The 18,363-nt window shown below is 36.4% G+C and carries 23 protein-coding genes; 4 read left to right on the top strand and 19 right to left on the bottom strand.

Annotated features, from left to right (window positions below; translation table 11 throughout):
* The first annotated feature begins 158 nt into the window (after window positions 1–158).
* The gene (locus tag HY987_RS03500; protein WP_292755676.1) at window positions 159–959 is read left to right on the top strand and encodes a zinc ribbon domain-containing protein; all 801 of its coding nucleotides are present in this window, start codon (window positions 159–161) and stop codon (window positions 957–959) included.
* Between the two features lie 70 nt (window positions 960–1,029).
* Here HY987_RS03500 and HY987_RS03495 read toward each other — a convergent pair whose 3' ends face one another.
* The 7 genes from HY987_RS03495 to HY987_RS03465 all read right to left on the bottom strand — a co-directional run bounded on the left by HY987_RS03495 (window position 1,030) and on the right by HY987_RS03465 (window position 6,729).
* A complete protein-coding gene (locus tag HY987_RS03495) occupies window positions 1,030–2,196 on the bottom strand; it encodes a DUF362 domain-containing protein (protein WP_292755674.1) in 1,167 nt (388 codons plus the stop codon).
* A 68-nt stretch (window positions 2,197–2,264) separates the two neighbouring features.
* The gene (locus HY987_RS03490; RefSeq protein WP_292755672.1) at window positions 2,265–3,104 is read right to left on the bottom strand and encodes an ATP-binding cassette domain-containing protein; all 840 of its coding nucleotides are present in this window, start codon (window positions 3,102–3,104) and stop codon (window positions 2,265–2,267) included.
* A gap of 76 nt (window positions 3,105–3,180) precedes the next feature.
* The gene (gene cbiQ / locus HY987_RS03485; protein ID WP_292755670.1) at window positions 3,181–3,969 is read right to left on the bottom strand and encodes a cobalt ECF transporter T component CbiQ; all 789 of its coding nucleotides are present in this window, start codon (window positions 3,967–3,969) and stop codon (window positions 3,181–3,183) included.
* Between the two features lie 148 nt (window positions 3,970–4,117).
* Window positions 4,118–4,465 (bottom strand): energy-coupling factor ABC transporter substrate-binding protein, encoded by a 348-nt coding sequence (locus HY987_RS03480; protein WP_292755668.1) that lies wholly within the window; start codon window positions 4,463–4,465, stop codon window positions 4,118–4,120.
* Window positions 4,466–5,152: a cobalt ECF transporter S component CbiM gene (cbiM, locus tag HY987_RS03475; protein WP_292755666.1), complete on the bottom strand. Its 687-nt coding sequence runs from the start codon at window positions 5,150–5,152 to the stop codon at window positions 4,466–4,468.
* A 1,020-nt stretch (window positions 5,153–6,172) separates the two neighbouring features.
* The gene (locus HY987_RS03470; RefSeq protein ID WP_004031993.1) at window positions 6,173–6,397 is read right to left on the bottom strand and encodes a TRAM domain-containing protein; all 225 of its coding nucleotides are present in this window, start codon (window positions 6,395–6,397) and stop codon (window positions 6,173–6,175) included.
* Between the two features lie 107 nt (window positions 6,398–6,504).
* Entirely contained in the window at window positions 6,505–6,729 is a 225-nt protein-coding gene (locus HY987_RS03465) for a TRAM domain-containing protein (protein WP_292755664.1), read from the bottom strand.
* A gap of 327 nt (window positions 6,730–7,056) precedes the next feature.
* Between HY987_RS03465 and pyrF the strand changes: the two genes are divergently transcribed.
* On the top strand, window positions 7,057–7,707 hold the full coding sequence (pyrF, locus tag HY987_RS03460; protein ID WP_292755662.1) for an orotidine-5'-phosphate decarboxylase: 651 nt from the start codon (window positions 7,057–7,059) through the stop codon (window positions 7,705–7,707).
* On the opposite strand, the gene HY987_RS03455 is transcribed toward pyrF, so the two are convergent.
* The 3 genes from HY987_RS03455 to HY987_RS03445 all read right to left on the bottom strand — a co-directional run bounded on the left by HY987_RS03455 (window position 7,651) and on the right by HY987_RS03445 (window position 10,526).
* Window positions 7,651–8,262 (bottom strand): hypothetical protein, encoded by a 612-nt coding sequence (locus HY987_RS03455; RefSeq protein WP_292755660.1) that lies wholly within the window; start codon window positions 8,260–8,262, stop codon window positions 7,651–7,653. The genes pyrF and HY987_RS03455 overlap by 57 nt on opposite strands.
* A 146-nt stretch (window positions 8,263–8,408) precedes the next feature.
* Window positions 8,409–9,323, bottom strand: a complete 915-nt coding sequence (locus tag HY987_RS03450) for a deoxyhypusine synthase (RefSeq protein WP_292755658.1) — start codon at window positions 9,321–9,323, stop codon at window positions 8,409–8,411.
* 321 nt (window positions 9,324–9,644) lie between these two features.
* Window positions 9,645–10,526 (bottom strand): CBS domain-containing protein, encoded by an 882-nt coding sequence (locus HY987_RS03445; protein ID WP_292755656.1) that lies wholly within the window; start codon window positions 10,524–10,526, stop codon window positions 9,645–9,647.
* A 478-nt stretch (window positions 10,527–11,004) separates the two neighbouring features.
* Between HY987_RS03445 and HY987_RS03440 the strand changes: the two genes are divergently transcribed.
* Complete coding sequence (locus HY987_RS03440; RefSeq protein ID WP_292755654.1) at window positions 11,005–11,241, top strand: DUF2188 domain-containing protein; 237 nt, start codon at window positions 11,005–11,007, stop codon at window positions 11,239–11,241.
* A gap of 45 nt (window positions 11,242–11,286) precedes the next feature.
* On the top strand, window positions 11,287–12,693 hold the full coding sequence (locus HY987_RS03435) for a hypothetical protein (RefSeq protein ID WP_292755652.1): 1,407 nt from the start codon (window positions 11,287–11,289) through the stop codon (window positions 12,691–12,693).
* Window positions 12,694–13,203: 510 nt separating this feature from the next.
* Here HY987_RS03435 and HY987_RS03430 read toward each other — a convergent pair.
* From HY987_RS03430 to rsgA, 9 genes are all read right to left on the bottom strand, one after another.
* A complete protein-coding gene (locus HY987_RS03430; protein ID WP_292755650.1) occupies window positions 13,204–13,404 on the bottom strand; it encodes a hypothetical protein in 201 nt (66 codons plus the stop codon).
* 4 nt (window positions 13,405–13,408) lie between these two features.
* The gene (locus HY987_RS03425) at window positions 13,409–14,425 is read right to left on the bottom strand and encodes a tetratricopeptide repeat protein (protein ID WP_292755783.1); all 1,017 of its coding nucleotides are present in this window, start codon (window positions 14,423–14,425) and stop codon (window positions 13,409–13,411) included.
* An 84-nt stretch (window positions 14,426–14,509) separates the two neighbouring features.
* Window positions 14,510–14,806 carry a hypothetical protein gene (locus HY987_RS03420; protein ID WP_292755648.1) on the bottom strand — a complete coding sequence of 99 codons (297 nt, stop codon included), beginning with the start codon at window positions 14,804–14,806 and terminating at the stop codon, window positions 14,510–14,512.
* Window positions 14,803–15,189, bottom strand: a complete 387-nt coding sequence (locus HY987_RS03415; protein ID WP_292755646.1) for a hypothetical protein — start codon at window positions 15,187–15,189, stop codon at window positions 14,803–14,805. The genes HY987_RS03420 and HY987_RS03415 overlap by 4 nt, the downstream gene beginning before the upstream one ends.
* Before the next feature lie 133 nt (window positions 15,190–15,322).
* Window positions 15,323–15,748, bottom strand: a complete 426-nt coding sequence (locus HY987_RS03410) for a DUF3795 domain-containing protein (RefSeq protein ID WP_292755644.1) — start codon at window positions 15,746–15,748, stop codon at window positions 15,323–15,325.
* 39 nt (window positions 15,749–15,787) lie between these two features.
* Window positions 15,788–16,105, bottom strand: coding sequence for a hypothetical protein (locus HY987_RS03405; RefSeq protein WP_292755642.1), 318 nt, complete (start codon window positions 16,103–16,105; stop codon window positions 15,788–15,790).
* A gap of 228 nt (window positions 16,106–16,333) precedes the next feature.
* A complete protein-coding gene (locus tag HY987_RS03400; protein ID WP_292755640.1) occupies window positions 16,334–16,726 on the bottom strand; it encodes a hypothetical protein in 393 nt (130 codons plus the stop codon).
* Between the two features lie 355 nt (window positions 16,727–17,081).
* Window positions 17,082–17,189 (bottom strand): hypothetical protein, encoded by a 108-nt coding sequence (locus HY987_RS12725; RefSeq protein WP_367146872.1) that lies wholly within the window; start codon window positions 17,187–17,189, stop codon window positions 17,082–17,084.
* A 117-nt stretch (window positions 17,190–17,306) separates the two neighbouring features.
* The gene (gene rsgA / locus HY987_RS03395; RefSeq protein WP_292755638.1) at window positions 17,307–18,242 is read right to left on the bottom strand and encodes a ribosome small subunit-dependent GTPase A; all 936 of its coding nucleotides are present in this window, start codon (window positions 18,240–18,242) and stop codon (window positions 17,307–17,309) included.
* Window positions 18,243–18,363: the final 121 nt, after the last annotated feature.

Genomic DNA, 18,363 nt, shown 5'->3' with positions numbered 1-18,363 from the left:
AAACCAATTCACCCCTATTATTTTTTTTTAGGGAATTTAATTCAATTTTTTAATATATTATTTTTAAAAACCAAAGTAAGAAATAAGTTTTTCTTTTCAAAACGTTTAAGGAGAAGGAAAAACTTAAAAAAAGATGTATGTGATTATAAGGGTTTATCATGGTTTATTGTCACAGGTGCGGTTCCGAAATTCCGGAACATGGAAATTTCTGCCCTGAATGTGGAACTTTGGCGGAGGATACTCTCTTCCCTGAGAAGGATAATAATAAAGTTAATCTTCTGGAATTCAGTGATTGTGCTGCATGCGTTGAAAAATTTAATTTAAGCCCAGCAGAATTTGTAACATTAATATACAGACCTAAATATCTGGACAATTTTTTTAAATCACCGTACCGTGTCACTTTATTCTATTTTATCTTAAAAGGTATTTTAGAACTGGAAATCAGATCTTCTCGTTTGATTCTATTGAATATGGATCATGTCACTGTAAAAAAAGGCCCTCACTTTGAAAAATCCCTTTCCACACCATTTAAACCATATGAATCCATTATGTTAGATACATTCAGATCCAAGGATTCCTTTATTCTTGACACCTATGAAAAAGGACCATTGAGCTATAAATTCGAAAGTGAGACATTTAAAAATGTTTTCATTGAAGAACTGCTTAATCGTGATTATTTCAAGTTTGAAAAAAGAAGTATCATAGGTTTTGGTACGAAAGAATACGTTTTAACTGACTATGGCGATAGCGTTCGTGATACGATCTTAAGTGAATTATACGATTTACCAGACAATCTTTCAGAACTTGGTACTCCCTCTGATTATCTTTACATTCTATCCTTTTTTGGATTAAATGAAGCAATAATTCAGGAGGAGAAACCAAAAATTGAGATTTTCCATCGAAAATTATTGGCAATAGAAAAAGCATATGAAGGAAGAAGAGGTGGACACGTAATTTAAACCGTGCTCAAACACCAATTTATAAAAAAACATCAACAATAAATTTACGTTTATTTTTGAGAATTAAAGATTACTCAGAACCTGAAAACCTTGAAATCACATTATAGAGTAGACTCTTGTCATGATAAACCGCCTTCTGGGGGCACATTTCCATACAGCACAGGCAGTTTATACAATCATCGTAGTCGAATTCCGGGATATATAATTTTTGACCCTCTGACAGTTGTCCTGGTTTTCTCAGTGCATGTGTGGGGCAGCTTTCCTGGCATCTTTTGCACTGGTTACATTTTTCCGGGTTAATGGCTGGTCGGGTCCACCAGAACTTCATCAAACCCCGTGCCAGGGGACCGGGGATGATTTCCAGTGTGGAGGACAGTTTTGGGGGCCATTTGAAATTATCAACAACAGGGGCCTCGCCTATGACATTTATCATTTTTATATCAGATTCTCCCAGCCCCTGCTCATAGGCTATGCTGTTGGTGGGTACTTCCAGTGGGTTGCGTCCCAGTGTATGGGTGATGAAACTGTCCAGGGCCACGCCATCTGTTCCTGCCAGGATCATACCCAGTTTTCGGGGGTCGCCTGCTGAGGGGCCGGATCCTTCCATTCCCACCACACCATCCACAATGTGCAGGCAGGGCTGGTTCACTGCAAAGATATCCACAACTCTCGCAGCGAATTCGGAGGGTTTAGGGGCCTGTTTATGGTACTCTACCTTGGTAAAACCTGGAACCGTTCCATAAAGGTTTTTAATGGCACAGGTGAAAACGGTGAGGCCGTGAGTTTTGATCTTGGGAAGGTTGATCAAAAGATCGGCATCCAGAACTGGTTTGGCTATGTGGTAATCACGACCATTTCTGGTTTTATGGTAACTTCCTGCAGTTTCAAAATTGACCAGTTCCACATCCAGCCTTTTACAAACTTCTGTAAGACCTGTAACTTTCCAGTATCTCTCAATGTCCCTATCAAAAGCTCCGGGACTGTCTCCTACCTGTGGCATTCCACCAGCATCCCGTACCAGGTTGATTACTGCTTCCACCAGGACAGGGTGGGTGGTGATGTACTCTTCTGGAGGTTTAGCCTGGAGCAGGTTCGGTTTAAGGAGTACGGTATCTCCAGGATTAATGTAGGAATCAAGACCGCCAAGGGAATCCATACATGTTTTGGTGGCCTTTTGGACTTCATGTAAAGAATAAGACTGGCATTGCGCCACGGACACTTGTGATTTTCCTGCCATAGACACTCCCACTGTGTTTTTGATAAGAATAGGAAGTATTTTGTGGATTAAATATATAACTAACTCAATTACTCTTCTAAATGTTTTAAAAGCTTTCTCCTGGCCTCTCCAATGGTTAAAGGATATGGTTTGTCAAAGGGAAGGTCATCCTTTTTTTGAAGTATTTCCATGAGGTGTGCGATTCGGGGCAGGCGGAGATTGGCGTTTCGGATGGTTTCAACATCACCAAAGACAATTTGGGGGGTTCCTTCCTTAATTATATGTCCTTCACTGATTATGTAAACCTGAGATGCGTAAAGAGGAACCAGATCAACGTCATGGGTGGATATGACAATGGTCATACCTTCCTGATGGAGATGGTGTAATATGTGCAGGATCTGGGAGGCTCCCTTGGGATCCAGACCACTGGTGGGTTCATCCAGGACCATGATCTCCGGACTCATAGCCAGTATCCCGGCTATGGCAACCCGTTTTTTCTGACCTCCGCTGAGGTGGTGTGGTGGTTTTTTCTCAAATCCTTCCATTCCCACCCGTTTAAGGGATTCGGCTACCCTTTTTTCCACCTCATCAGAGTGGAGTCCCATGTTTAGTGGTCCGAATGCCACGTCTTCTGCGACTGTTGGTGCAAATAGCTGGTCATCAGGGTTCTGGAACACGATGCCAACTTTCTGTCGAACCTGCCGGATGGACTTTTTATCATAGTTGAGGGGAGTGTTTTCCACCATGACCTGGCCTGAAGAGGGTCTGAGAATTCCGTTAAAATGTAAAAAGAGTGTAGATTTTCCAGCCCCGTTTGGGCCCAGGAGGGCTACGATTTCTCCTTTGGATGCACTGAAGTTCACATCTCTCAGGGCTGGAGTACCATCTGGATACTTGTAACTGACATTTTTAGTTTCTAGAACATTCATTGGATTCACTCAATACCTAATTACATATTAAAGATATAAAATTGTTCTTTTTAATTTGAAAAAAGGATTGATAATATTAAACTATTCTCAGGTTCCAGGTTAAATATACACAGATAAGCAGGATCAATTCAAAAGAAACAAACAAAGCCAGTTTACCGATTCCTATGCTTCGAATGCTTTCAGGTGCCTTCAATGTTCTCAGAGAGCCATCATAACATCGTGATTCCATGGCAAGATGTGCCTGCTCACCTTTTATCCAGGTTCTTATGAAGAGGTTGCTCCCCAGCATCCCCATTGATTTGAATGATTTCCGGTAGGATGAGTATCCTAAACGTGTCTCCTGAGCATGGTACATGTTAATGCCCTCATCTAAAAAGAGGAATATGTAACGATACATTAACATGGCTAGTTCCGTGACTATCTGGGGAATCCTGAAGCGTTCCAGTTCACTGAAAAGTTCGGTCATGGGGATGGTTAATGCTAAAAATGCCATGCAGGTGAAACCACCCATTACACGTGAAAAAAGAAGTAATCCCAGGTTGAAACCATCTTCGGTAACTGCCAGGTTGAACACTCCCAGATCCAGGATATGTGCACCTATTCCAAAAAAGAGGGACATGAAAATGAAGGTTATGAATCCAAAAATGAAGGGAATGGCTAAGAATTTTAGGTAGAACTTCCAGGGGATTTTAGCCTGGAAAATAATTAATGCAGACATGAAAAAAGTTATAAGTAAAGGTACTACAGGTGATGTGGATATCAAGCTCACCAACATGGTAGAGATTGCAAATATAACCTTAAAGAAGGTGTTCATGTCTCTAAGACCGTTGGAATGTGCGTAGTTATCCAGTGTGTTTTCAAACATTTTCCAGTATCACCTGTAACTTATTGTTGAAACCCAAAGTTTACTTTAGATATATTCAATTTTTCTTTAATATATCTTATATTTTACTTTATATATATTCTAGTTTACTTTAAAGATTTCAGTTTAGTTTTAAGACCACCTTTACTTTCTAATTTTCAGGGCCAGTATTCTCAGCCCCATCTGCAGTTTTAACTTCATTTTCAATTCTCTTGCGCTCCTTTGCCTGGCCCTGGAAGTATCCTAAAATGTAACCAATTATTATAGCCCCTATTGCCGCTTGTAAGGCGAATAGCAGGCTTTCAATTTCACCACTGGGTGGTTCCCATATGGCACTAAACCAGGGCGTGTATCCAGTTTCCTCAACAGCTGTGCCCGCTGCACCATCAGCTCCACCAAAATAACCCTCATCCTCACCCAAGCCACCGTACATGACCAGAGGCGCTACGGCAATAATGGCTACCATGGCAAGTAAGACTATGTAATATTTACTATCCATCTAAACCACCGCCTGCACTTTTTCCTTTATTTTAGGACCGATAACTTTCAAGTTCTCTAGGATGTCTGGCCTGAGTTTCATGATGTAATCAAATATCACTACAGTTAACAGTCCCTCAGCAATGGCCAGGGGTATCTGAGTGATGGCAAATATCCACATGAAATTAACAAATGCTGCACTAAAGGTAGGTACAGGGAAAGCCAATGATAACTGGGTGGCAGTGGTAACGTAGGTCATGAGATCAGCCAGAGACGCCGCCAGAAACACTCCAATAAGTGGGGACCAGCCCGCTTTCTTAACACCTTTATAAACCAACCAGGCCACCACAGGGCCAACAATTCCCATTGAGAATATGTTAGCACCTAGTGTGGTGAGACCCCCATGAGCCAGGAGAAGGGCCTGGAAAACCAGTACTATGGCTCCCAGTACACTGGCAACTGCTGGGCCAAAGAGCACTGCCCCCAAACCAGTACCGGTAGGGTGAGAACAACTACCTGTAACTGAAGGTAATTTTAACGATGATAAAACAAAAACAAATGCCCCTGAGACTGCAAGTAATGGTTTAGATTCTGGATGTTCATCAGTTATCTTCTTGATCTGTACTACTCCATAAGCCACCACTGGCAGGGATACTATGTACCATAACAGGCACCATTGCCAGGGCAAGAAACCTTCCATAATATGCATTTGAATCCTCCTATTCTTTTAAAACATTTTTTTAAGTTTAGTTGCTGATTCAAGTCTTTTCAACCGATAGGATTAGTACTGCCCGTTGAAATAACTAGCCTGAATATTAAATTCTACTTGTAATTCACTTTTAGAATAAGGTCTTTATAAACTTTTCACTTTTAGTTTAAAAAAAATCAGGAAAAATTGATTTTTTATTGTTGCATCTAGAAGTCCTTTTAAAGATTTAACTTCGGGGCCAAAAAGCATGCACAACCAAAAGTATGTGGACAAAAGCATGTGGACAATATTCTGCATTTTAAATAAAAAATACATTATTTGATGTTGGATTTCATATGATGCTTAAAAAATTAGGCTTAAAAAATAGAAATCAAAAAAGGCACCCTATCCGGAAAAATCTAATTAATAATGTATTTAAAATTTAAAAAAGGATTAATTGAAATTTAAAAAAAGATTCCAGGTAATATTGCTTATTAATAATCTTATTAAATTAAGGGGGGGGGGGGGGGCGTGTAGTGTTAAAATAAACACCACACAATAACTAAATTCCTCTTGATCACTTAAATGAATTTTCCCAAATTTGTCCCAATTTCAACCCTATTATTACATAATTTCAACGTATTCTCACAATCTACGCTCTATAAAAAACTAATATATTTAATAAATTGATAAAATTATGATAAAATTCGAATAAGGATAATATTAATACTCATAAAACTGAATGAATTATTCTAATAAACTGAAAATGAAATGATTAAATGAATTTAAGTAAATGAAAATTGTAAATACCCCTATTTTGTGAATACCCTATTTCAAAATCAGATACTAAAATAAAATAATTTATAAAATAATTTTTGAGAATAATAGGAAATTATTTTGAGAATAACAGGATTTTAATTTAAGTTAAAAAGAATGGATTAAAAACTAGTATAAAATTTAAGAAAAAATAATTCAAAAAGGAATAAAATTGGATTTTATTCCCTTTATCTGAATTTTAGAAGATTTATATGAATAAGTTACTTATTCAACTACTTCTGCGAAGCCGAAGTTCCTTCTGACGGAGTTAACTCTGATTTTAACTTCGTCACCGACTTTAGCTCCTGAAACGAAAACAACAAAACCTTCAATACGGGTAATGCCGTCACCATCTCTACCTAAATCTTCAATTTTAACATCGTATTCTTCCCCTTCGTTAATAGGGGCAGAATTTTCCCTTTCATCTCTTCCGTAATTACTTCCGAACATATATATTCACTCCAAATAATTTGCCTTAAATATGGCTTTTAAAAATGTGAATTCTTAAAAAACTTAATAAAATTGATTTTTATTTCGCTTCAAGAATTACGTCTAGTTTATTCTACTATTTCTGCAAAACCAAAATTTCTGCGAACAGAGTTAACTTTGATTTTAACTTCATCTCCGACTTTAGCTCCTGAAACGAAAACAACAAAACCTTCAATACGGGTAATGCCGTCACCATCTCTACCTAAATCTTCAATTTTAACATCGTATTCTTCCCCTTCAGTAATGGGGGAGGAATTTTCCCTTTCATCTCTTCCGTAACTATTTCCGAACATTTATTCACTTCCAAATTTGCCATTAAAAATGGCTGACTTTACTATGGATTTGAGTGCTTATAAAGGTATGTTAAATTCCGGGCCTATTTTGATTAATTGGTAAGGTTAAGTGAGATAATTGGGGTAGATTGAATATTAACATAGGGGATGAACTAACCAATAAATGCATCTTTCATTATTAAATAAACAGTTTCATAAATTGTGTTTATTTAACCCAAACGGGTTCAATATAATCCAAACAGTGTTCAATAGATACGGTGTTCATAGATCAATCTCAACATAACTCCCATACAAAATAATTTAAAGATCAAAAACATAACTACTCCCATGGAGGTTAAAAACAAGATAATCCTGGCCCTGGATGTTCCCAGCATGGGAAAAGCCATGGAATTGATGGATAATGTTTCCGATTACCTGGACACAATTAAGATTGGTTATCCCCTGGTGTTAGCTGAGGGATTGGAATCTGTGACTCGGGTTAAAGAAGAGTATGGTTGTAGGGTTATCTGTGATTTTAAGGTGGCAGACATACCGGCCACCAATGAGAAGATTGCTGATGTGACTTTCCAGGCTGGTGCCGATGCCATTATCGTGCATGGCTTTGTAGGACCTGACAGTGCAGCCAGCTGTCTTGACTCGGCCAACAAGCAGGGTAAGGAGATCTTTCTACTCACTGAAATGTCACATCCCGGAGCATCCCAGTTCCTGCAGCCAGTTTCCATGGACATAGCCCGTATGGGTGTGGAGATGGGTATCAGTAACTATGTTGGTCCTTCTACCCGTCTGGATCGTCTGGGAAAAATAAGGGAGATAATAGGTGAAGATTCATTCTTAATATCCCCTGGAGTGGGTGTGCAGGGTGGAGATCCTAAAGATACCCTTGAATTTGCGGATGCACTTATTGTGGGTCGGAGCATATATCTAGCTCATGACCCGGTAGATGCTCTTAATTCCATCATAGATTCTATTGAACTTTAAACCTGCCATTTCATATGCCAGGTCGAATAGTATGAAGTAGATGAATGTTACTGGCTGGAAAAGGTTCATTCCCAGAAGTTGGGAGTTCATTCCCATACTCTGAGGGTAGATCATCTGCAGACCACCTAAAATGGATAGTACTAGAACCGTTATTTTCATGGTGCAGCGATAGTTGAAGAATGTTTCTACGATTTTTACTCCTTTTAAACTTTCCCTATCGTTTCCCACTTCATCCAACCAGGCGGCAATGGTGCATATGACCAGGGCTATCAATCCAATTTCAGGTATGCCGAACACTGCCAGGATAGCCAGGAAAATGATTAATGTGACCAGGTGGCCCACTTTATCCACTTTACCTGAGAAGAGTGTTCCCAGGAGTATGGCCAGGAAGATTGTCGCAGCATCAGTAAAATTCACTGCCAGATATCCTATTCCCGCCACACAGATTATCCCACCCATGACACCCAGGAGGGTGTTGTTCTCCATGTCCAGTGCATCATCAGAGAATTTCATGAAAAATCCGGATAATGCGTATAAAATTGCCTCTAAAAGCATAAACTTTTAAAACTCCTTAAAATTAGTTTTCATTTTAATATTGTTCTTCGTTAATCCATCTTTTAAGTTGACTGTTATTATCTTTTGAATGTTTAGTATCTTGAATGTATTTTTATCTTTTGAATGTTTTATCCGGTTTACTATCCCTAATCATTTTTTTTATTTATTAATTCCAGAGCCCCGGCCACCATCATTGGGAAGATTATAGTGGCATCTCCAATCACGGTTACCAGTTTGGATTCACATTTGGCCTTAGCCCATGATTTGGCTTCTTCTAATGGTGCTCCGCTCAGACTTCCTGCTTCACTGCGGTCCAGGGTTACCTGTATCGCTGCGTCAACTCCACCGGTGAGTATGTTTGAGGCCAGAGCATAGTGTTTTGGCAGTCCTCCCCCCAGTATCACAGTGGCTACCTTCTTGGATCCGTAGACTATGTCTGATAGTTCGTGCATGTCTCCGGCTGCATCCAGGGTGAGCTGGTTTTCCTGGGTGAACATCCAGAGTTGCAATCCCAGCATGCTGTCAATAATGCCCGGTGCGTATATAGGGATGTTTTTCTCTGTTGCGGTGTGGATAATGGATTCCGGGTCCTGGATACACTTCCCTATCTCGGTTAGAAACTGGCGGATATTCATGTGATCCTCTTTTTGAGAGATTTCACCCAGGAGGGTGTTGATTTTTGATTCGAATACTTCGAAATCTTCTGATTTAGTGTATATGTCCCCAATGCGACCCATGCCCATCTGACAGAGTTGTTCATCAGTTTCATTATGATCCCGGTAGTGTGAACCTCCAAATGCCTCTAACAAGTCATGGGTGAGGTTGGCTCCACTGGTTATAAGCACATCCACATGGCCGTCAGCCAGGAGATCCCGGATGATTTTTCTAAGACCACCAGGGACCATTGGTCCGGCAACACTCAGGAAGAGGGTGGTTTCCTCATCCCCCATTAGTTCTGCCAGGAGTTTGGTGGCCCGGTATAGTCGGCCAGCCCCTAAAACTCCGCTTTTCCCCATTTCTTCCATTAACTGGAGGGTGGTCATTCCAGGGTCTATTTTCATGTGTTGAATCTTCAGTTTTTGCACTTCCTGTAATATTGGATAAAAGCCCATCTAAGTAGCGTATAAGTATATCTGAATAAAAGTTAGTTAAATGAAAACTGTAAATAAGGATGGTCTTATTTTTTAGTTTTATTCAATGGTTTATTTAAAATTAGTTTCTAACTTTAAAATTTGTGAAAAATTTAGGTCTGGAATCTGTGGAAAAAAATAATTATATGTATATATTAATCATGATTAATTCAAATTGAGGTTGAGATTAATGCTCTTAAAAGGATTTAATTTAAGAAATTAACCTAATTGATCAGAATAATCCATTAATAGCTATTTTAAGCCTGCTATTTTATCGAGAAGGTCTGTGCGGGTGACGATTCCTCGTGCGTTTCCTGCCTTGTCAACCACTATTAAGCGGCCGATCTGATTTTTATTCATGATTTCAATGGCATCAGCAATGACCACATCTTCGTTGACGGTTATGGCGTTTTTGGTCATTATATCCACCACTTTCATATCTTCCCGGGCCTCGGCCAGGGCGCGGCTGATGTCAGATAAGGTTACCATTCCCCTGATTTCCCCATCATCCATTACTGGTGCACCCTCAATGTTGTTAGTGGATAAAACCCGGGCTGCATCCCGTATGGTGGTTAATCCGTCCAGGGTTATTATGTTGGGTGTGGCTACTTCGATTACTTTTCTTTTGGGGATGCTGCGGATTCCAGTAGTGTCCAGGAGGAGTATGTTGTCCATATCATCTCTACCAACCACCACCCCATCCACTACTAGTTTGTTTACGGGTGTGGGGCCTACTCGTATTTTATCCCCTAAATCCAGGATTTTAATGTTTCCCACTGCTTTAATGGCTGCTTCACATTCTCCAGGATGAGGGATACTGGTGAACTCAATTTTAGCCACGGAAATATCCTTTACAAGTTCCCCACCTTTGTATATGGGCACCTGACTCTTTTTATCCGTGTCCTGGATGTTTAAAGTATGGTAAGCTTTAATAGTTGGTTTATATCCCCCCCTAGGTCCTGGTACTCCTTTGACCAGTCCCAAACTACGGAGGGATTGCATCTGATTACGGATAGTTCCAGGGTTACGCTTCATTAATTCAGCAATTTCCTCCCCTTTGACAGACATGCCTTCGGAATTGCGATATAAATTTATAAGACTCTGTAGTATTTCTTTCTGGACTGATGTGAGCATGGTTATCACCGTAATCTAATAGGATACTTAATGTGAGATAATCTGATATTAATTATAATAATTTACCATTATTTATAATTATCATTATTTGTCACTAGTGATTATATATAAATCTTTGGTATTACGCCTTATTTTTTAGTCTATCAAAAGGAAAATTAGTAGGATAAGTTAATACTCAAGGATTTTCCATCAGAATTTTGTTGAAGAAGTAATAAATTGTTAGGGAATGGATAAGTTATTGATTGTTTTTAGTTTCGGATAAGAGGGGTTTAATAGGAGTTTTGAGTTTGGGGGTTTTTTCAAGATATTGTTTATTTTCATTTCAGTGCTCTCAAATATCAAAATTCCGAGTAATAGAAAATATTAATATGTTAATGAATCATACATTTTTTGGGGAATTATATGAATGGTGATGAAGAAGGAAATTTAGAAACAATTAATGAAAGTAATTTATCTTTATTAATATGGAGATGCTAATTTGCCTAAAAAAAATATTCACATCGTCAAAGGGGAAAAAGGTTGGGATGTTAAAAGAGAAGGAGCAAAAAAAGCCTCAAAAAATTTTGATAAAAAGGCTGAAGCACAAAAATACGCAAATCAACAAGGTCAGAAAGATAAAGTTGAAGTAATCCCACACAATAAAAAAGGAAAATTCCAAAAAACAGGACGGAGTAGTTTCGGTAATGATCCCTGCCCTCCCAAGGATGAAAAATAGTTTATTTCATAATTAAAACTATTTAAACTCAAAGAGTATGATTTAATGAAACAAGCATTTGTTATTATGCAAATTGGCAATACAGAATTAGACAGTTTTTATGATGATATTTTAGTTCCTACATTGAAAACATGTGATTTGGAAGTAAAGCGTGTCGATAAGCACAATGAAGGCAATCTACTTAAAAGTGAAATTGTTAATTTTATAAAGTCTTCGGATATTATTTTAGCAGATCTGACAAATGAAAGACCTAATTGTTATTTGGAAGTTGGATACACAATGGGTCTAAATAAATTTAAAAATTTAATTTTAATTGCAAAAGAAGATCATTTGCCTGAAAGTCCTAATTTTCAAAAAGAAGGCCCCAAAATTCATTTTGATTTAATCGGTTATGACATTATTTTTTGGGATCCCAATGATCTCAATGAATTTAAAATTAAATTAGAAAAACAGATCAAAAAACGTTTAAAATTAGTTAATCAAAAGAAAGAAAATTCATTGAAAAAGAATGTTATTGAAGAATCTAAAGAGTATATTAAAGAAAATAAGGATGTTAACCTACACGAATTAGTTAAGAAACAACTAAAAACAATTGAAACCCAATGGTTTGAACTATATCCTAAAATAGATGAGGAATATATTGAAAAAAGAGATAATAATGTTCTTATTGATGGTTTAAATGTATTAGAAAATTACACTGATAAAATAACCTCAATTGGATTAACTTTAATCGAATACCCCTCTAATTATACAAATGAATTTCTAAAAATTCTTCAAAATATCCATAATTTGCCAGATATCTTATTCGAAGACCAGGGAGATTATAGTTGGCGACCTCCTGTAAGATATTTACCTCATGCTGCATTATTCAACATATATTGTTGCTTAGGAGCTTGTGCAATCAAAAACGAGAGATTTGAATTTTTAGGCAAACTCATAAAAATTGAAATGGTTAATGAAGATAATCCAAAACTTTCATCAAAAACACTGTGGCTAACTGAAAGTGTATTTTATCCATCAATGTTTTCACCAGATAATTTAGAAGGGATATTCAACTTTTTATATGAATCTTACAACTATAAAGAATTTTTAAATGAATTCTTCCGATCTAAAGAAGAATTTTTGAAATATTTATGCCAATTTAGTTTAATTTTAAGTTTGTACTGTTTCAAAATGAAATTAAAAAATCCAGAAGAAAATTATTGGATGAACCCTGTTTTCTCAAACTATTCTGGTTATGATTCAGGCAAAGTAATGACATTCTTATTACGGATTAAAAATGATAATTCATTCGCATCAGATTTCTCTGAAAATGCATTTGGAGAAAAAAGAGATATTTTCATTGAAAATTATCCTTTTAGATGCAAATTAATCAACGATGTAATTGAAAAGACCAGGACATCAATTTTTAGTATTGATCCATTACCCTGCGACATATTTAATTCTAAATAATCAAAAAAAATAACCCTTAACCTCACCCTTCAATTCTTTCAGCTCCTTTTTCATCTCCAAGACCCACTTAACATCAAGTTAATAAACTCATTGGAAAATTATGAGTTACAAGATGATTTTTACTTAAAGTTTTTACGTTTAAGCAATATTCTGTTTTATATTTGTTGCACCTGGTTCATAGAATCCATGAAACCAAAAAAGAAACCTACTAAAAAAATTGCAAGAAAAACTATAATCACTATAATTATTATGTATTTTAACGCCTTTTCCATAACTATACCTACCACTTGACAACATCATATTTTATTTGAATGTTATTATTAGTTAAAACTATTTTATATTTATCTTCCACTAGTTGATTAATATAATGAGTATGATTATTTTCAAAAGCTTGAACAATCTAAAAAGCCAAAAAAAATAACTCCCTCAAGCCTCACCCTTCAACTCTTTTAACTCCTTCTTCATCTCCTAAACTCGATTAAATAATAATTATCGTCTGAGATGCCTTAGTTATCTTCTCCATGATAATTTTTTACTTAATTTTTCCATTTTCTTGGCTTCTATAATGTTTTTTTCAATATTACCATCTTCTAAAATTACTGAACCTTGATATCCACATTGGTGGCATTTCCATGTGCCACTACCTTCATAGATTTGCTCATATTTAATTTTCTTAGAACCACAGCGCGGACAAAATGTTTTTTTAACCATATTATTAGTCCCCTATCAACTTCGAAAGCTCTTCTTTAGCTCCTATAGCTTTTTTAAAAATTGGATCTAACTCCAAAGCCTTATCAATATATTTTAAAGATTCTTCATTTTTATTCATGACCATCAATGTTTCTCCCTTATTAAGCCAGATACCTGGAATCCTCGGATTAATATCTAAAGCTCTATCAATGTATTCCATTGCTTCAGAGCAATCGCCCATTTTTCTGAGAGTTTCTCCTTTATTGGATAGTGCATAAGGATCTTTTGGATCTAATCGTAATGCTTCATTTAAAGATTCTAATGCATCTTCATAATCCCCTAATTTGCATAAAATGGCAGCTTCAAAATTCAAATAAGGAGAATAGTTTGGGTTAATTTCTAATAGTTCATCAATGTATTCTAATGAATCTTCATATTTCTCAAGTTCAAAAAGAACACAGGCTTTAGTATAAATTTGAATTGAATATGTGGATTTTTTTACCAGAAAATATTTAAATCCTAATTTTATTTCCATAGCTTTAGTCGAACATTCTAATGATTCCTCCAATTTATTTAATTTAATTAGCACTAACGCCTTACCAGACCATGCCAATGGATCTTTAGGATAATGCTCAACATATCCCTCAAAGTATTCGAAAGCCTCTTTATATCTAAGATTATTTAAAATTTCCATGCCTTTTTGGAATTTGGCTGTCTTTATATGGAGATTAAAAACAAAAATGACAATAAAAATTATTGAAAGCACACTAATTAATGCTAATACAAAAATGATATTACTACTTTCAGTCATTACCCTAAAAATGTAAATTAAGGTAAAAATTACCATTGAAAACAGTGTTAACACAATTAACACCAAAATATTAGTTGAGAACTGTTTATCACAGTACAAACCATAAGTAAAAAACATAATTCCAAATAAACAAAAAATGATCATAACAGGATCGTAGGTTAATACAAAAATAAAAGAAGAAATTAAAATTAAAAAAACACCCACCAAATAATATAATTTTAAATCTTCCATGTCCACTCAACCGCCTTATATCGATATTCACTAAAGTAATATAAAAACTTAATTTATAATGCCCCCAATCAAAAAAAAATAACCCTAAACTTCACCTTTCAGTTCTTTTAACTCTTTTTTCATCTCCGCAACTGTATCACACAGTCTGTTATTCTGTCTTTGTAATTCACGGATCTCATCTTGTGAATATTTTCCTGCCGTGGAGTCTTTGACTGATAGGTGTTCAATATACCTTAGGTAAACTTTTTTTAACTCTTCAGGGTCAGCTAGGAAGTATGCATCCCGCACCCTATCCTTAAGCTTTTGTCCCATCATATGCTCCCGGATTTCCTCGGCCATTCCTGCATTAATCAGTTGGGTGTTGAAAAACTTCCGCATCATGTAGCTGATAGTTTATAAAAACCATCTTCATCTGTCTCCCAGTTAAGGTAACGGTTCAATTCACGGTAGGAGTGCTGGATTGCCATGGTACTCAGGTGGTCTCCACCAGCCCTATACCTTGAAAATAATGGATCATCCGGCTGAATATCCTCTCTTTCAAACTCTAAATATTTTTCAATAGCTTCAACCGCTTCCTCACTAAAGAAAGTAGTGAATTTTATGTGTGTTCTCTTCCTTTCGAGGCTTAACTGGCATATCTTTCGGGGCTTGTCATTGTCATCATATACTTCTTTGATGCCATCCTTGGAGTCTGAAATTTTTAGATTGAGGAGATCTGACCCTGCCAGTCCAGAGGAGGCTTGTGCTAGGATTACTGTCTTCATTTTGAATGTTCTGCACACTTCTAAAATTGGATATTGTCCTGAAGTTTCATGTATTATTTTTGAGAAGAAATAATAAATTGTTAAAGTCTAAGTTGTCAGTTTGCTTTGGGGTTTGAAGTTATAAAGAATTATTTTACCAATGTCTTTTCCCTTCGAGAAAACCATCAATTCCTTGTCTTTTTATCTTTCGAAGGTTTTTTATATTGGCTTCCTTGTGAATGGGCTTTAAAAAGTCGAATTTCGAGCAGGTTTGAAATTCTTCACATTCCCAACATCCTTGGTATTCTCTCTTCTGGGCGCATTTAGCTATTTTACAAAATTTAGATCTGAAACCACCCTTACAGCCTTTACATCTTAACTTTACCATTGCCCCAAGACATTCATAGCATTCCTGATAGTTATCGAATTCCTTAAAAGGCATAACTTCAGCTGCTTCCTTAAATTTGTTCTTTCTTAATTCTTTCCTTAAATCCCTGGCTAAATCAGCAATGGAACCTGTGTAATTATAACAATCACCACAGTAAAGTCCACAATAAGCTACTAAATTTTCATCTTTCATATTGCTACCCCCTACAATAAATACGAAGATCTACCAGTATTAACCTACCACTGACTTGGTTACAAAACCAATAATTAAACCTCCAACAGCCCCTACAACCATTATGGGTGCATAAGCCCGGGTTATAATAGCAGATGGAAGACTTAAACCAATTCCTATAATTAACCCACTAATCAAAGGATCTAAACCAAAAGTAGCACTAGGAACTATTAAACCTATCATAAAACGATCCACAAAAGCACTTGAAATAGCTTCATACTTCCTGCGCTGTGACTCCACTTTCATAGGAATCATTATCAAACTGGAAAAAAGACCAAAAACCAAACCACAAATCAAACCAAGACTAACGACATCCATTTTTAAACACCTAATTATTATTAATCACTTATGATTATATAAAGATTTGAGGTTTTAAGTCCGTTATTTTTAGTCTATCAAAAGGAAAGTTATTACTTAGAGTAAAAACTAGTGAATTTTTATGTATTATTTTCGAGAAGAAGAAATAAATTGTTAGGGAAAGGACTAACTTGTATTTTGTATTTTTATTCTTAGAATAGTAATTAGAAGGAGTTTTGGGTTTTTAGATTAAATATTAAAGAAAAATACCCCAATCAACAATCCCACAATTACACCTAACACCAAAAGGAGGATAGCTAACAAATTCTTCATTTTTTGACTTACATTTTCCATTAGACTAATTTTAGAGAGCTCATAATCGTGTGTTAAGTCATATGCCCATAATAATACGGTTAATATAAATACTATTGCAAAAAAATAATTAAATAGCTTATTTCCAGAATATGACAGTGATGATAACTGAAAATAGGCTAATATTAAGGAGATCGCTAAAATTAATGCCCCTATTAATAAAAGAAGTTTATTATTATCAAATTTTTTAATTTCAAACATACTTAAAACAATACCAAATATGCAGAAGCCCCCGAAAATTAGGGAATTATTCATCAAAGCAACTAACATGAATATAGTGCATAAAATAATGTTAGTTTTGGGTGATCCTTGATTCATTTTAACCATTCACTTTCAATTATAATTATCTTTAAGCCTTTCTGCAGGTCAATATCTGATTAAGTAATATAAAAACTTAATTTAATAATTGTTCTCAATAATTCAAAAAAAATAACCCCTTAAACTTCTTCCTTCAGTTCTTTCAACTCTTTTTCATCTCTGAGACTATATCACATAACTTTTTATTCTGTCTTTGTAGTTCCCGGATCTCATCTAGTGAATATTTTCCAGCCGTAGAGTCTTTGACTGATAGGTGATCTATATACCTTAAGTAAACCTTTTTTAACTCTTCAGGGTCAGCTAGGAATTATGCCTCCCGGACCCTATCTTTTAACTTGTGCCCCATCATATGCTCACGGATTTCCTGTGGCATTCCGGCATTTATTAGCTGGGTATTGAAGAACTTCCGTAGCATGTGGCTGGTTGCTTTGTTGAAGCCATCCTTAGGGGTGGGCTAAGTTTTTGATTGTATTTTTATTCGGAGAATAAATGATTAGAATGAGTTTTGAGATTCGGGAATGGTTTAATTGATTTATCGTTTCTTAACATTTTTAATCTCTTTGGTCATTTTCGCAATTTCTTTCCATCTCTTTTTTCCTGCAAGTTGAGGGTTTTTTTTCCTTTCAACAGCACGCATTTCTCTCTGTAATTTCCTGAAACTTTCTAACCTTTTTTCTGAGAGGGATTTGTCACTTATGGCTCTTTTAACGGCACATCCCGGTTCACTCTCATGTAAGCAATCGGAAAATTTACACTGTATCTCAAGTTCGATAATATCACTGAAAAGATCCAGCATCCCTTCTCCAGCATCCCATAGCTGCAATTCCCTCATGCCCGGGTTGTCTATAATTAAACCACCTTTTTCCAACATGATCAATTCCCTTTCGGTGGTAACATGCCTTCCCCTGCTATCTTTTTCCCGTATTTCACCAATATTTTGTCTTTTGTAGCCTTCAATGGCATTGATGAGTGTAGATTTCCCCACACCGGATGATCCCAGTAATGCAACGGTTTTACCATCTTTAAGGTAAGGTGATAATTGTTCTATGCCCTTATTACGGGTTGCACTAATAGCAACCACATCTATCTCCGGTGCTATCTCCAGAACCTCATTTATTTTCTCATCAACATCCCTAGAAAGATCCGATTTACTTAGGATCACTACAGGCTCTGTTTTGCTTTCTTTGGCAATGGCCAGGTATCTCTCTATCCTTCTTAGGTTAAAGTCCCGGTTAAGTGAGGTAACGATAAAAATTGTATCAATATTGGAGACTATCACCTGTTCTTCCGTTACCTTTCCTGCTTCTTTGCGAGAAAACTTGCTTTTTCGAGGTAGAATGGCATGTATGGTAGCAGAACCAATATTCTCTTTAGATACAACTACCCAATCACCTACGGCGGGAAGATCTCCCTTTTGATGTAGGTTACCTACAATTCTAGCACGAACCTCTCCATCTTTAGTGTACACCTTATAACCATTTTTGAACACAGTTGAGACCCTCGCGGGTTCATATAATCCCACATACTCCCTAAAATGTTCCCCAAAAAAAGCATTCCATCCTAATTTCTTTAATAAATTATCCAATTAA

This window comes from Methanobacterium sp., assembly GCF_016217785.1.
Taxonomy (GTDB): domain Archaea; phylum Methanobacteriota; class Methanobacteria; order Methanobacteriales; family Methanobacteriaceae; genus Methanobacterium.
This window is presented reverse-complemented; position numbering and strand designations above follow the sequence as displayed.

What these genes read in the sequence shown, in the direction of transcription:
- HY987_RS03500 (WP_292755676.1), top strand. Translation starts at nt 159, where the DNA reads ATGGTTTATTGTCACAGGTGCGGTTCCGAAATTCCGGAACATGGAAAT.
- HY987_RS03495 (WP_292755674.1), bottom strand. Translation starts at nt 2,196, where the DNA reads ATGGCAGGAAAATCACAAGTGTCCGTGGCGCAATGCCAGTCTTATTCT.
- HY987_RS03490 (WP_292755672.1), bottom strand. Translation starts at nt 3,104, where the DNA reads ATGAATGTTCTAGAAACTAAAAATGTCAGTTACAAGTATCCAGATGGT.
- cbiQ (WP_292755670.1), bottom strand. Translation starts at nt 3,969, where the DNA reads ATGTTTGAAAACACACTGGATAACTACGCACATTCCAACGGTCTTAGA.
- HY987_RS03480 (WP_292755668.1), bottom strand. Translation starts at nt 4,465, where the DNA reads ATGGATAGTAAATATTACATAGTCTTACTTGCCATGGTAGCCATTATT.
- cbiM (WP_292755666.1), bottom strand. Translation starts at nt 5,152, where the DNA reads ATGCATATTATGGAAGGTTTCTTGCCCTGGCAATGGTGCCTGTTATGG.
- HY987_RS03470 (WP_004031993.1), bottom strand. Translation starts at nt 6,397, where the DNA reads ATGTTCGGAAGTAATTACGGAAGAGATGAAAGGGAAAATTCTGCCCCT.
- HY987_RS03465 (WP_292755664.1), bottom strand. Translation starts at nt 6,729, where the DNA reads ATGTTCGGAAATAGTTACGGAAGAGATGAAAGGGAAAATTCCTCCCCC.
- pyrF (WP_292755662.1), top strand. Translation starts at nt 7,057, where the DNA reads ATGGAGGTTAAAAACAAGATAATCCTGGCCCTGGATGTTCCCAGCATG.
- HY987_RS03455 (WP_292755660.1), bottom strand. Translation starts at nt 8,262, where the DNA reads ATGCTTTTAGAGGCAATTTTATACGCATTATCCGGATTTTTCATGAAA.
- HY987_RS03450 (WP_292755658.1), bottom strand. Translation starts at nt 9,323, where the DNA reads ATGAAAATAGACCCTGGAATGACCACCCTCCAGTTAATGGAAGAAATG.
- HY987_RS03445 (WP_292755656.1), bottom strand. Translation starts at nt 10,526, where the DNA reads ATGCTCACATCAGTCCAGAAAGAAATACTACAGAGTCTTATAAATTTA.
- HY987_RS03435 (WP_292755652.1), top strand. Translation starts at nt 11,287, where the DNA reads ATGAAACAAGCATTTGTTATTATGCAAATTGGCAATACAGAATTAGAC.
- HY987_RS03430 (WP_292755650.1), bottom strand. Translation starts at nt 13,404, where the DNA reads ATGGTTAAAAAAACATTTTGTCCGCGCTGTGGTTCTAAGAAAATTAAA.
- HY987_RS03425 (WP_292755783.1), bottom strand. Translation starts at nt 14,425, where the DNA reads ATGGAAGATTTAAAATTATATTATTTGGTGGGTGTTTTTTTAATTTTA.
- HY987_RS03420 (WP_292755648.1), bottom strand. Translation starts at nt 14,806, where the DNA reads ATGATGCGGAAGTTTTTCAACACCCAACTGATTAATGCAGGAATGGCC.
- HY987_RS03415 (WP_292755646.1), bottom strand. Translation starts at nt 15,189, where the DNA reads ATGAAGACAGTAATCCTAGCACAAGCCTCCTCTGGACTGGCAGGGTCA.
- HY987_RS03410 (WP_292755644.1), bottom strand. Translation starts at nt 15,748, where the DNA reads ATGAAAGATGAAAATTTAGTAGCTTATTGTGGACTTTACTGTGGTGAT.
- HY987_RS03405 (WP_292755642.1), bottom strand. Translation starts at nt 16,105, where the DNA reads ATGGATGTCGTTAGTCTTGGTTTGATTTGTGGTTTGGTTTTTGGTCTT.
- HY987_RS03400 (WP_292755640.1), bottom strand. Translation starts at nt 16,726, where the DNA reads ATGTTAGTTGCTTTGATGAATAATTCCCTAATTTTCGGGGGCTTCTGC.
- HY987_RS12725 (WP_367146872.1), bottom strand. Translation starts at nt 17,189, where the DNA reads ATGCTACGGAAGTTCTTCAATACCCAGCTAATAAATGCCGGAATGCCA.